Origin of the sequence: Mesorhizobium sp. M0659, assembly GCF_040320605.1 — a bacterium.
Taxonomy (GTDB): Bacteria; Pseudomonadota; Alphaproteobacteria; order Rhizobiales; family Rhizobiaceae; genus Mesorhizobium.
In genome coordinates this window covers 14,068-26,940 of the sequence record NZ_JAMYPY010000021.1, presented here as the reverse complement: position 1 = coordinate 26,940, position 12,873 = coordinate 14,068, and the positions used below count along the sequence as shown (strand labels likewise).

Genomic DNA, 12,873 nt, shown 5'->3' with positions numbered 1-12,873 from the left:
ATGATTGTTCCGGATTCTTGTGCCTTGCGGTTACTCCAAAAACGGCGTGCGGCGCTCCATAAAAAAACGGCGCCCTCGGCGTGGAAGCCGAAGGCGCCGCAGGACCGGGGCTGATGGGGGTTATCAGCTGGCCGGTTTCTCCTGGGGCAACGGCGAGATCGGCATTCCTGGTCCGATCTTCTGCAGATTGCCCGTTATCACCTGGTCGCCTTCGGCAACGCCGCTGAGGACCGCCACAAGGTCGCCGCTGGTCGCGCCAAGCGAGACGATGCGCTGGTCGACCGTGTTGCCCTTGCCGACGACATAGACATATTTGCCGAGCTGGCTCGAACCCAGCGCCACCTGCGGCACCATCAGCGCGTCGGGCAGCTGCTTGATGTGCAGCCGCACGCGGACATACTGGCCCGGCAGCAGCGAGAACTTCGCATTGCCGATGGTGGCGCGCGCCGTAATCGTGCCGGTCGAGTGGTCGACCGTGTTGTCGATGAAGGTGAGTTCGCCCTTCTGGCTGGCTTCGGTCTCGCCGGGCAGCAGCACCTCGACCTCGATCGGGCCGGCGGCCCGGGCCCGTTCGATTTCGGCCAGGTCCGTCTCGCTCGGATTGAAGGTGACGTAGATCGGGTCGAGCTGCACCAGCGTGTTCAGCACCGTGCCGGCGACGCTGACCAGCGTGCCGACCGAAGCCTGGTTGCGGCCGACGCGGCCGGCAAACGGAGCGTGGATTTCGGCGTAGCTCAAATTGAGCTCGGCCGTGCGCACCGCCGCCTGGTTGACGGCAAGCGACGCTTCGGCCTGGCGCAAGGTGCTCGTACGCTGGTCGAACCCATCCTTGGCCAGATAGCCGCTCTTGGCGAGTTCGGAGCCGCGGCCGAGATTGGAGCGCGCATAGTCGAGGCTCGCCTGGTCGCGCTGCACTTCGGCCTTGGCCTGGTCGAGAGCCGCCTTGAAGTCGTCGGGCGAGATCTTGTAGAGCAGATCACCCTGGCGCACATCCGCGCCGTCCTCAGCCGTCTGCTCCTGCAGATAGCCGGGCACGCGGGCCTGCAAGGTGACGCTGCGGATCGCCTCGATGCGGGCGGCGTAGTCAAGGTAGATCGGGATCGTCTTCTTGACCACGCTCGTCACCGGCACCGGCATGACGAATGCCGCAGGTGCTGCCGTCGCTGCCGCCGTGCCGGCATTGAGGCTGAGATTGCCCATGTCGAGGAAGTGGACGCTTGCCACCGAGATCGCTCCCAGGGCGACGGCCGTTCCCAAAGCTATTTTCCATTTACGCATTTTGGTCTCCAATTCTATTCGGCTGCTTCGGCCAGGCGCATCGGCGCTGGTTCGGCAGTCGGTTCATTATTGTCCTGGTCATGAGCGGCGTTCGGTTCGCTGCGCACACGGCCTTCGCGCAGCTGCTCGATGACCGCGTAGAAGACCGGCACGAACACCAGCGACAGGATGGTCGCCGCGACCATGCCGCCAAACACGGTGGTGCCGATCGACTGCCGGCTTGCCGCACCCGCACCCGTCGCAAACATCAGCGGCAGCACGCCGAGGATGAAGGCGAAGGCCGTCATCAGGATCGGCCGCAGCCTCAGCCGCGCGGCTTCCATCGCCGCGTCGACAATGCTCAAGCCTTCCTCGCGCCGCCGCCTTGCAAACTCGACGATCAGGATCGCGTTCTTGGCGGCGAGGCCGATCAGCATGACGAAGCCGATCTGCGAGTAGACGTCGATCTGCATGCCGCGCAGGAACAGGGCTGCGAAGGCGCCGAACAGGGCCAGTGGCACCGCCAGCAGCACCATGAACGGCATCGCCCAGCTCTCATACTGCATCGCCAGGATCAGGAAGACGAAGACGATGGCGAGGCCGAAGACGACCGACGCTATCGATCCTGCCTTGAGCTCCTGGAAGGTGATGCCGGTCCATTCGAAACCGAAATCCCTGGGCAAAGCGGTGGCGGCGGCCCGTTCCATCGCGGCAACCGCCTGGCCCGACGAGAAGCCGGGGGCTGCGCCGCCATTGATCGTGGCCGAGGCGTTGTTGTTGTAGTGCGGCACGGTTTCCGGGCCGACGAACGGCACCAGTTTGCCCAGTGTGCTCAGCGGCACCATGCCGCCGGAGGCGTTGCGCACATAGAGCCGCGAAAGGTCGCCTGCGTCGGCACGTGCATCCTTGTCGGCCTGGATGGTCACCCGGAAGGTGCGGCCGAACAGGTTGAAGTCGTTGACGTAGAGCGAGCCGAGATAGATCTGCAGCGTGTTGAAGACGTCGGGCAGGTTGAGGCCGAGCAGTTTGGCCTTGCTGCGGTCGAGGTCGTAGTTGAACTGCGGCGTCGAGGTCGAGAACGGCGAGAACAGCTGCTGCGGATTGATTTCCGGCTGCTTGCGCGCCTCGGCGATCACGGCTTGCGTCGCGTCGTTGAGGGCTGAACTGCCGCGCCCGGTGAGGTCCTCGACGACGAATTCGAAGCCGCCCGTGGTGCCGATACCCGGGATCGAAGGCGGATCGAAGGACAGCGCGAAGGCTTCCGGAATCTGCATCAGCTTGCCGCGCACATCGGAGACGAGCTTGGACGCGCTCTGGTCGGGGCCGCGCTCCTCCCACGGCTTCAGGATGGCGAACTCGACAGCCGAGTTCGACTGCGCCGCACTGGTCAGGAAGTTCAGGCCGCTGATCGAGCCGACAATCTCGACGCCGGGTGTTGCCTGCAATATGTCGCGCGCTTTCTGCGCCACCGCATCGGTGCGTTCCAGCGAGGCGCCGTCAGGCAGCTGGATGACGACGAAGAAGTAACCCTGGTCCTCGACCGGAAGGAAGGTCGAGGGCAACTTCTGCCAGACGAAGTAGGTGGCCACCAGGCCGGCCGCGAACAGACCGAGCATGATCCAGCGCAACCGGATGAGGATACGCACGCCGTGCGCATAGGCATGCGACAGTCTGTCGAAGCCCGTGTTGAACCAGCGGAATGGGGCGAACTGCGTCTCGCCGCGATGGCGCAGGAAGGCGGCGCTCAGCGCCGGGCTGAGCGTCAGCGAGTTGAAGGCGGATATGCCGACCGAAATCGCCACCGTCAGCGCGAACTGATTGTAGAGCTTGCCGGAGACGCCGGGAATGAAGGCAACGGGCACGAAGACGGCCATCAGCACTGCGGTGGTGGCGATGATCGGTCCGGTGACCTCGGCCATCGCGGCCTTGGTCGCCGCCAGCGGTTTGAGGCCCGCCTCCAATTGTCGCTCGACATTTTCGACCACCACGATGGCGTCGTCGACGACGAGGCCGATGGCCAGCACCATGCCGAGCAGGGAGAGCATGTTGAGTGAGAAGCCCATCATTTCCATGACGACCATCGTCGCCACCAGCGACACCGGAATGGCGATGGTCGGGATGATCGTCGTGCGCCAGCTCTGCAGGAAGATGAACACCACGGCCACGACCAGCACCAGCGCTTCGCCAAGCGTGATCAGCACGTCATGCATCGATGCCGACACGAAGCGCGTGGTGTCGTAGTGCATGGCGTAGCTGACGCCCTTGGGAAAACGGGCCGACAGTTCCTGCATCTTGTCCTTGACGTGCTGCTGCAGATCGAGCGCGTTGGAACCGGGCATCTGGTAAACGGCGAGCACCACCGTCGGGTCCTTGCCGAAGAAGGCCGACGACGAATATTGCAACGCGCCGAGCTCGATGCGGGCGACGTCGCGGAGCCGCACCAGCGAGCCGGTGCCGGTGTTGGCGCGCACGACGATGTCGCCGAACTCCTTGGGGTCGCTCAGGCGGCCGACGGCGTTGACCTGCATCTCGAAGGCGGTGCCGGCGGGCGCCGGTGACTGGCCGATCTTGCCGGCCGCCACCTGGACGTTCTGCTCCGAGATGGCGTTCTGGACGTCGACAGCGGTGATGCCGAGATTGGCCAGCTTGTCCGGATCGAGCCAGACGCGCATCGAATAGCGGCGTTCGCCGAAGATCTGCACGTCGCCGACGCCGGGCAGCCGCTTCAGCGGATCGACGACCTGCAGATAGGCGAGGTTGCTCAGCGCCACCGGATCGACCGAACTGTCGGGCGAGGTCAGATTGACGATGAGGACGAAATTCGGGTTCTGCTTCTTGATCGTCACGCCACCCTGGTTGACGATCGCCGGCAGCGACGAGGCGGCTTGCGAGACGCGGTTCTGGACGTCGACGGCCGCGGTGCTCAGGGAATAGCCGACATCGAAGGTGATGGTGATGGTCGAGGAGCCGTCATTGGAGCTCGACGACGACATGTAGGTCATGCCTTCGACGCCGTTGATCTGCTGCTCCAGCGGCGTCGTCACCGTATCGGCGACCACTTGCGCGCTGGCGCCCGGATAATGGGCGCTGACCACGACCTGCGGCGGCGTGATGTCGGGAAACTGCGAAACCGGCAAAAGGAAATAACAAATCGTCCCGGCGAGCACCATGATGATGGCGATGGCCGAGGCGAAGATCGGACGATGGATGAAAAAGTTTACCACGACACGCAAACCTCTTTAGAAGAACCGGCCTCTTTAAAAGAATTGGCAGACCGGGACAGCCGCCGGCCGCGCACCGAACCCGGGTCTTGCAAAAAATACGAAGACGGCGCCGCACCGCTGAGGCCCTGCTCATCGGCAACGGTCCTCAGCATCGCTTCGAAGGCGCGCGGATTGACGCGGTCCGCTTTCATCACCAGCCGGATCATCGGATCCCGGATGGCTTCATCGATGGTCAAATCCTTGCGCTGCGACATTGGAGCGTCTCCATTCCAGCGATTCGCATCGGACGATCGCGAACCGGTTTTCATCTCTTCACCGGCCGGAGCCGCATGACCTGCAATTTTCACCCTTTGTGATCTGGCAGGACCAGTTCACGGCCTTGTTATTGACGGAAGGCCACATAGGTGTTACCAGTAAGTAACATTCGGATAGTTACAGACCGGTAACACCCTAGTCAAGAGGTGAACCGAATTTTTAGGGAGACAAGGAGACTGCGATGGCAGACGGCATTACCGATCGCGTGCGCCCCCGGGACCGAATCCTGGAGACGGCGCAGGACATGTTTCACAAGCATGGCATCAAGGGCGTCGGTGTCGACGCAATCACGGAAGCCGCCGGCACCAACAAGATGACGCTCTACCGTCATTTTGAGTCGAAGGACGAACTGATCGTCCAATGCCTGCGCGCGTCGGCGGCTAAAGGCGCCGCGATGTGGGACCAATTCGAGGCTGAGCATCCCGGCGACAAGCTCGCCCAGTTGCATGCCTGGATTCGCATGGCCGCTGCTTGCCTGGCGGCTGACGGTCGCGGCTGCGACATGGCCAATGCCGCCGCCGAATTGACCGAGCCGGACCATCCCGCCAGGAGCGTGATCAAGGAGCTCAAGAGCGCTCAGCGCGATCGCCTCGTTGCGCTGTGCCGGGATGCGGGCATCGGTCAGGCCGAGCTTCTGGCCGATACGCTGTCGCTGCTGTTCGAAGGGGCGCGCGTCAGCGTGCAGACCATGGGCTGCCAGGGCCCCAGCACGCAGTTCGTGCGCATGGCTGAAGGCCTGATCAGCTCTTTCAGGGCGCGCTGAATTCCAGCTTTCGGAGTTGAGGAGTCCCCATCATCCGGCGGGGCTTTTGGCTATTCTCCGAACTTGCCCGTCAACTCTAATTTAGATTCGTTTGAGAATGAAAAAAGCCCGCTGCCGGGAGGAGGTGGCAGCGGGCTCGATTTCGAACGAGATGCGGGAGGAGGTGCACCGCGCTCAGCGTCGGCATCGCATCTGGGAGGAGTAGATGGCCGACACCAGATGAGTACGGGTTGCCCAATGATTCGGCAACAATGAAAGTTGCATGGCTGCTGTGCAGATTTGCGGCATCTACCCCGACTTGTCGTACAAATCGGAGAAACCGCCACGGCGCGACTTCACTGCACCGGCACGTTTTCCTTGAAGATCAGCCGTGGCTCGATGAACTTCTTCGTCAGGTAGGGCGCGGCGGACGCGATCGAGCCGAGCAGGCGGATCACAGATTGCTCCGCGATCAGCCGCGCATTCTGGTCGATGACGACATCGGCGAGGTCGTCGACGAGATAGCCGCGCGTTTCCTTGGTCAGGTCGTGGCAGATGAAGACCGGCTTCTTCTTTGGCTTGGCCTCGAGCAGCGCTCTCGCCACACCTGAGCGCCCGGCCCCGACGCAATAGATGCCGAGCAGTTCCGGCTCGTTGTGCAGCGCCTGCATCGTTGCTGTGTAGCTGCCTTCGGGTTCGTCATTGATCTCGACCGCACTCGAGACGGTGAGATTGGGGAATTCCTCTGTCAGTACCGACCGAAAACCCATTTCGCGCTCCTCGTGCCCGCGATAGGAACGCGAGCCGACGACCATCGCCAGATGACCCTGGCGGCCGTTGAGGAAGCGCCCCATCAACAGCGCCGCCGTGCGTCCGGCAACCCGGTTGTCGATGCCGACATAGGCCGAACGCGGGGCGGCTGGAACGTCGGAGACCAGCGTGACAAGGCGGATGCCTGCCTCGACCACATCGCGCAATATGTTGCGCGTTCGCGGATGATCGACGGCAATGACGCCGACGCCATTGGCCTTCAGCGACAGATTTTCAACCGCCGCCTGCAGCGCTGCCGGCGAGATGCCGCCGAGATTGTGGATCCGGCACGAGGCGACCAGCGGCAGGCGTCCCGCATAGTCCTCGATGTGCCCGGCGAGGTCGATCATGAAACCGTTGGCGCCGATCGGCAGGAAGAATTCAAGATGCGCCGGCCGCGACGGCAGCGTCACCTGATCGACCACCGGCAAATAGCCGAGCTGCTTGGCCGCCTCCATCACCCGTTGGCGGTTGGCGGCGCTCGCGCCGGCCCGGTTGTTCAGAACCCGGTCGACGGTCGCGGTCGACAGGCCGCAGCTCCTGGCAATGTCGGCAACGGTGGCTTTCATGGCTGCAGTCATAGAGCATGATCCCGAAAAGTGGGAACCGGTTTTCTCGGACAAACGGGAACCGTTTTGTTAAAAGGTCATGCTCTACAACGAGTTAGAGCGGATGCGTTTCCGTGCCAGACGGCGCGAAGACGGTTCAGTCGTGCGATGGCCCGCCTTCGATGATGGCGTCGCGGATCTCCTTGTCCGACATCCCGGTGATGATGCGTTCGACCTCGGCCACGCTGGTCTTCTTCGGGTCGATGTCGTCGGCCACCACCTTGCCCCGGCGCATGACGACGATGCGGTCAACCACCTGGAAGACATGGTGGATGTTGTGGGCGATGAAGATGCAGGAATGCCCGGAATCGCGCGCGTTGCGCACGAAGCTCAGCACGCCTTGCGTCTCGGCGACGCCGAGATTGTTGGTCGGCTCGTCGAGGATGATCAGGTCGCTGTCGAAGTGCATGGCGCGCGCGATGGCGACGGCCTGCCGCTCGCCGCCGGACAGGGAGCCGATCGGCGTCGTCGGCGGGATGTTCTTGGAGATGCCGACCTGTTTAAACAGGTCGCGGGCGACATTGTTCATCGCCTCCTGGTCCATGCGGTTCAAAAAGCGCGGCGGTTTGATCGGCTCGCGGCCGAGGAACAGGTTGCGCGCGATCGACAGCTGCGTCACCAGTGCCGAATCCTGGTAGATCGTCTCGATGCCGTGCGCGATGGCGTCGCTGGTGCTGCGCAGATTGACCTTCTTGCCGCGGATGAAAATGTCGCCGCTGGTCAGCGGCACCGCCCCCGACAACACCTTGATCAGCGTCGATTTGCCGGCGCCATTGTCGCCGAGCAGGCCGACGATCTCCCTTTCGTTGACATGAAAATTGGCGTCTTCGAGCGCCTGCACGCGCCCGTAGGACTTTTTGATGTTGGACATGCGGATGAGCGGTTCAGCCATGGTTCTAGGTCCCTGCCTGATGCCGGCGTTCCAGCCATGAGTGCAGCGCCATCATGCCGAGGATGATGGCGCCGATGAAGATGTTGTAGGCCAGCCCGGGCACGCCGATCAGCACGATGCCGTTGCGCATGACGCGCAGGATGAGGATGCCGAGCACGGTGCCGATGATAGTGCCGCGCCCACCGGTCAGCGCCGTGCCGCCGATCACCACCATGGCGATGACTTCGAGCTCGTAGCCGGTGCCGCTGTTGGGGTTGGCGGCCGACGTGCGCAGCGACGAGATGACGCCGGCAAGCGAAGCCATCACCGACGACAGCACGAACAGGCCGATCTTGACGCCGCTGACGTTGACGCCGCGCGCCCTTGCGGCGCCTGGATTGCCGCCGGCTGCCTGGATCCAGTTGCCGGTCCGGCTTTGCGTCAGCACGTAGCCCAGTGCGATGGCCGCCGCGATGAACCAGAAGAGCGACATGTAGATGCGGAACGGGCCGATGAAGAAATCACCGACCAGCGCTTCGGCCAGCCAGCTGCCCTCGGCGCTCCACGTCCGCTGCGGAAAGCCGTCGGTGACGAACAGCGCGGTGCCGCGCACCACCAGCAGCATGCCGAGCGTCACCAGGAAGGATGGGATTTTCAACTGCGTGACGAACCAGCCATTGACCAGGCCGATGAAGGCGGCGATCAGCAGCGCGGCGAGGAAGCCGACCTCCAGCGAGGTCAGACCGCTGTTGAACAGCGTCCACATCAGCACCGGCGAAAAGCCGAACAGCGAGCCGACCGACAGGTCGAATTCACCCGACGTCATCAACAGCGTCATCGCCAGCGCGATCAGCCCGAGCTCGACGGTGAAGGCCAGCGTGTTGGAGATGTTCTGCGGCGACAGGAAATCGTGGTTGATACTCCAGAACACCGCGATTTCGACGATGAGCAGAACGAAGGGCCCGAATTCCGGCCTCGCGATCAGGCGTTGGATGAGCGAACGGTTTTCCACTGATAACCCGCGACAGGAAGGGAAAGGCTGAAACCTCGCACGTCGTGCGAAGGGTTCGGCGAAAAAGGAAAAAGACAGTCGCGACCGCGGCTGCGGCCGCGACTGTTGAAGGTCTGGGTTATTTACCGGACAGGATGTCGTCGTAGACCTGCGCGGTGTCCTTTTCATAGAGCGCGCCGGTGATGACGTTGAAGCCCGGGGGAATGCCTGACGCCGCCATGTTGGCCAGCGACAGAGCGACATAGCTGGTCGCCTGCGGGTCCTGCCACTGGCCGGCATTGACGTAGCCGGTCAGCACTTCCTGGGTGGTGTCGAGCGAGTTGCCCCAGCCGACGACCGGGATTTCGCCCGGCTTGATGCCGGCCTGGTCGAACACCCGCTTGATCGAGCCGGTGACCAGATCGCCGAGGCCGATGATTGCCTTGACCTTGGCCTTGTTGGCGGTGAGATAGTCGACCATGCGGTTGATGGCCTCGGCCTGGTCGAGGGTCGCTTCGGTGATCTCATAGGTGATCCCCAGCGGTTCGAAGACGCTCTTGATGCCTTCCTCTTCCTGGACGCCGTAGGTGGCGCCGGGGATTTCGACCGGCATCCAGACGAAGTCGCCCTTCTTCACCAGGCCCTTGTCGACCAGATATTGCGCCCAGTGCTTGCCGAAGGTGACGTTGTCGCCGCCGACATAGGCGTCGAAGCTTGCCTTGGGATCGGGCGTGTTGAAGTTGATGATCGGGATCTTGGCGGTGTTGGCTTCCTTGGCGATTTCGATCAGGCTGCCCGGATCGGGGCTGGTGGTAACGATGCCGTCGGCCTTTGCCGAGATCGCGGCGCGCACGGCCTCCTGCTGCGAGGCAACGTCGCCATTGTGGAACGAGGTGTTGACGGTGTTGCCGGTGTCCTTCGCCCATTGCTTGGCGCCGGCCAGGAAGTAGGTCCAGACCGGGTCGGCCGGGCCGCCATGCGAAATCCAGTAGAACGTCTTGGCCTGTGCCGCCGCCGGAACGGCCAGCGCCACAATCAAGCCAAGCACGAGTAATCGTAGCCTCGTCAGCATTTGCTTTCCTCCCATGTTGAAAAACGACCTCCACGTCCGGCGATGATCCGGGCCATGCCCTTGTTCCTCTCCTCCTGCCAGCGCCGACCCGGATGCGCAGAGCATCTTCTTTTGCGGCCGATGGCAAGCCTCCATCCGCCCAATGGATGGTGGCGCGATGCAACGCGCCATCATCGATCCCATCAGATCGCATCAGTTAGAGGGCAATTCCAGGAAAAGTGTGAAACGGTTTTCCGTCCGGAATTGCGTCAACCAAGAGATAGAGATATTTCCCGGCAAGCAGGCGGGGCTTAAACTCAGGCGCGCGGATTTTCCTGGAAGCGCTCGGCCTGGCGGATGCGCAGCACCTTGTCCAGCCGGTCGAGCGCGAGCGCCAGCACCATCACCGCGCCGATCACGAAGGGGCTCCATGCGGCGTCGATGCCGAACAGGGTCACGCCGCTCAAGATGACCTGGACGATCAGCATGCCGATCACCGCACCGAAGACGGTGCCGCGCCCGCCGGAAAGCGAGGTGCCGCCGATGATCGCCGCGGCAATGGCCATCAGCACGAAACCGCCGCCTTGGTCGACGTCGGTAACGGGAGAGCCAAGCCACAGCGCGCCCGCCAGCCCCGAGACGATGCCCATCAGCACCAGCGTCTGCAGCCGCACAGCACCTGTCGGGATGCCGGCATAGAGCGCCGCCTGCGGATTGCTGCCGACGGCCTGGATCCGGTAGCCGAAGCGGCTGCGGTGAAGCACGAGGTGCATCACCACCGCCATTGTGACGAAGACAAAGACAGCCGTCGGCACTAGGCCGAACAGCTTGCCGTGAACGATCTCAAAGAAGTCGCCGCCTGGGCTGGCCGGAGCTGTCGCTTGCATCTTGACGGCCACCTCCGCCAGGCCCCGGAACATTGCAAAGGTGCCCAGCGTAACGACGATGGCCGGCAGTCGCAGCGCCACCACCAGCAGGCCGTTGACGAGGCCGAGCCCGGCGCCGAGCAGCACGCCGGCAAGGGCGGCAAGCCACGGGTCAATGCCGGCGGCCAGAAGGAATGCGGTGAGAAGGGCCGCGAGATGGAACATCCAGCCGACGGAAAGGTCGATCTCGCGGAGTGCGAGCACGAACACCATGCCGATCGCCAGCATGCCGGGATACGCAGCGGTTTCCAGCAACGACAGCACATTGGCCTCGTCGAGGAAATCCGGCCGGGCAAAGCCTGTAATCGCCACCAGGACAACGAGCCCGATGAGCGGCCTGAGTTCGACGGGCAGGCGAAGGCTGCGCTTCGGGTGGGCAGCCGAACCGGCAAGCTGTAGCATGGGATCCAATCGTGTCATGCCATGGCTCCCACGAGTTTCTTTTTCGGCCGCTCCGCCTCCGGCATCTCGCCGGTGGTGGTCAGTTGCAGCACTGTCCTTCGCTTCATCTCGGCGCCGGACAACTCGCCGGCGACCCGGCCGCGGTGGAAGACAAGGACGCGGTTGCTGAGGTTGGTCAGTTCGGACGGCTCGACCGAACGCAGCAAAACGATACAGCCATTGGCTGCCATCTGCCGGATCAGCGCATAGATCTTGCGCTTGGCAGCCGCCTCGATACCGCCAGCCGGATTGTCTAGGAGCAGCACTTGCGGCGCCGTCTCCAGCCATTTGGCGATTACGATCTTCTGCTGATCGCCGGCCAGCAGCGAATTCACCGGCGCGTCCGGCAGGCCCTTGATGCGCAGCGCATCGATCTGCCTTGCGGCGGCGGCGATCGCGGCCTTGGGCGAGTAGCGGCGCGACCCCCAGTTGCGGGCGCCGGTAGCGATGTTGCCTATGTTGAAGGCCAGCGACCGGTCGGGCATCAGGCCGTTGCACAGGCGGTTGGCCGGCACCAGGCCGATGCCGCGCCGCGCCGCTTCGGTCGGATTTCCAGGCAAGCCGTAGCCGTCGGGGAGCCGCACCCTGCCGCTTTGCGCCTTGCGCAGGCCAAACAGCATCTCGAACAGGTGTTCAACGCCTGACCCCTCAAGCCCGGCCAAGCCGAGGATCTCGCCGGAGCGGGCGGTGAAGCTGACGCCGGAAATCCGGCCGCCGCTCAGACCCTCCACCGTGATCCGCGGCCTTATCGTGCTGGCATTGGCCGGCAGTGCAGGCGGGAACAGGCTGTCGCGCTGCTGGCCGATCATGGCGTCGATCACATCGGCTTCGCTCAACGCCGAGCGCTCACTTGTCAGCACGTCACGGCCGTTGCGCATCACCGTGACCTGGTCTGCGATCGCAAACACGTCCTCCAGCCGGTGCGAGACATAGAGCACGCTCGTGCCCTTGGCCTTGAGGTCTCTTAGTACGGTGAACAGGTGCTCGGTCTGGCGCCGGTCGAGCGCAGAATTCGGTTCATCGAGGATCAGCAGCCTCGGGCCTTCCAGAATTGCGCGGCCGAGTTCGACATATTGCCGTTCGCCCATGCCGAGTTGTCCCACAGGAGCGTGGACATCGACGTCGAGCTTGAGTTGCCGAAGCACGGTGCGGCTGCGTGCCTCCATCTCGCGCCTGGAGACGAAGCCATTGCGCAACGGCTCGCGATTGACGAACAGATTGGCCAGCACCGAGCGGTCGGCAAACAGGCCGAGTTCCTGGTGGACGACGCCGAAGCTGTGCTTGCGTGCAGCGATCGGGCTGTCGACGGTGACCATCTGGTCGCCGACGCGGATGGTGCCGCTGTTGGGCCGGAGCACGCCGGCAAGCAGCTTCACCAGCGTCGACTTTCCGGCGCCGCTTTCACCGACGACAGCATGGATCGTCCCCTGTCCGACAGACAGGTTCATATCCCTGAGCGCGACAACGCCGCCATAACGCATGGCGAGATTGCGCACCGATATCATCGGCAAACCGAGCATGCGATTCGGCCCCCACAGACCGCGCCCCGATCCTGGAGCGAATTTCCGATACAGTCACCCGGATTCCGCTAACAAACGGCTTACAGGGACCGGATAGGAACGTTTATCGGCTATCCG

At 63.4% G+C, this 12,873-nt stretch carries 10 protein-coding genes; 1 reads left to right on the top strand and 9 read right to left on the bottom strand.

Annotated elements, in window-relative coordinates; translation table 11 throughout:
• Positions 1 to 123: 123 nt before the first annotated feature.
• From NKI31_RS25945 to NKI31_RS25935, 3 genes are read right to left on the bottom strand one after another with little or no spacing between them, the layout of a single operon-like run.
• Positions 124 to 1,278, bottom strand: a complete 1,155-nt coding sequence (locus NKI31_RS25945) for an efflux RND transporter periplasmic adaptor subunit (RefSeq protein ID WP_023804343.1) — start codon at positions 1,276 to 1,278, stop codon at positions 124 to 126.
• A 14-nt stretch (positions 1,279 to 1,292) separates the two neighbouring features.
• Positions 1,293 to 4,481, bottom strand: a complete 3,189-nt coding sequence (locus NKI31_RS25940) for an efflux RND transporter permease subunit (protein ID WP_023735605.1) — start codon at positions 4,479 to 4,481, stop codon at positions 1,293 to 1,295.
• Entirely contained in the window at positions 4,475 to 4,735 is a 261-nt protein-coding gene (locus tag NKI31_RS25935) for a hypothetical protein (protein ID WP_023692134.1), read from the bottom strand. Before NKI31_RS25935 ends, NKI31_RS25940 begins: the two co-directional genes overlap by 7 nt.
• A 242-nt stretch (positions 4,736 to 4,977) precedes the next feature.
• Here NKI31_RS25935 and NKI31_RS25930 point away from each other — a divergent pair, with 242 nt between their 5' ends.
• A complete protein-coding gene (locus tag NKI31_RS25930) occupies positions 4,978 to 5,559 on the top strand; it encodes a TetR/AcrR family transcriptional regulator (protein ID WP_023668517.1) in 582 nt (193 codons plus the stop codon).
• A gap of 335 nt (positions 5,560 to 5,894) precedes the next feature.
• Here NKI31_RS25930 and NKI31_RS25925 read toward each other — a convergent pair whose 3' ends face one another.
• From NKI31_RS25925 to NKI31_RS25900, 6 genes are all read right to left on the bottom strand, one after another.
• On the bottom strand, positions 5,895 to 6,917 hold the full coding sequence (locus NKI31_RS25925; RefSeq protein WP_023668516.1) for a LacI family DNA-binding transcriptional regulator: 1,023 nt from the start codon (positions 6,915 to 6,917) through the stop codon (positions 5,895 to 5,897).
• Between the two features lie 136 nt (positions 6,918 to 7,053).
• Complete coding sequence (locus NKI31_RS25920; protein WP_352652890.1) at positions 7,054 to 7,848, bottom strand: ATP-binding cassette domain-containing protein; 795 nt, start codon at positions 7,846 to 7,848, stop codon at positions 7,054 to 7,056.
• A gap of 4 nt (positions 7,849 to 7,852) precedes the next feature.
• Positions 7,853 to 8,839: an ABC transporter permease gene (locus NKI31_RS25915; protein ID WP_023668514.1), complete on the bottom strand. Its 987-nt coding sequence runs from the start codon at positions 8,837 to 8,839 to the stop codon at positions 7,853 to 7,855.
• Between the two features lie 118 nt (positions 8,840 to 8,957).
• A complete protein-coding gene (locus NKI31_RS25910) occupies positions 8,958 to 9,890 on the bottom strand; it encodes a substrate-binding domain-containing protein (RefSeq protein ID WP_023687083.1) in 933 nt (310 codons plus the stop codon).
• A 296-nt stretch (positions 9,891 to 10,186) separates the two neighbouring features.
• Complete coding sequence (locus tag NKI31_RS25905) at positions 10,187 to 11,215, bottom strand: ABC transporter permease (protein WP_352652889.1); 1,029 nt, start codon at positions 11,213 to 11,215, stop codon at positions 10,187 to 10,189.
• Positions 11,212 to 12,756, bottom strand: a complete 1,545-nt coding sequence (locus NKI31_RS25900; protein WP_050594076.1) for a sugar ABC transporter ATP-binding protein — start codon at positions 12,754 to 12,756, stop codon at positions 11,212 to 11,214. Before NKI31_RS25900 ends, NKI31_RS25905 begins: the two co-directional genes overlap by 4 nt.
• Positions 12,757 to 12,873 lie beyond the last annotated feature (117 nt).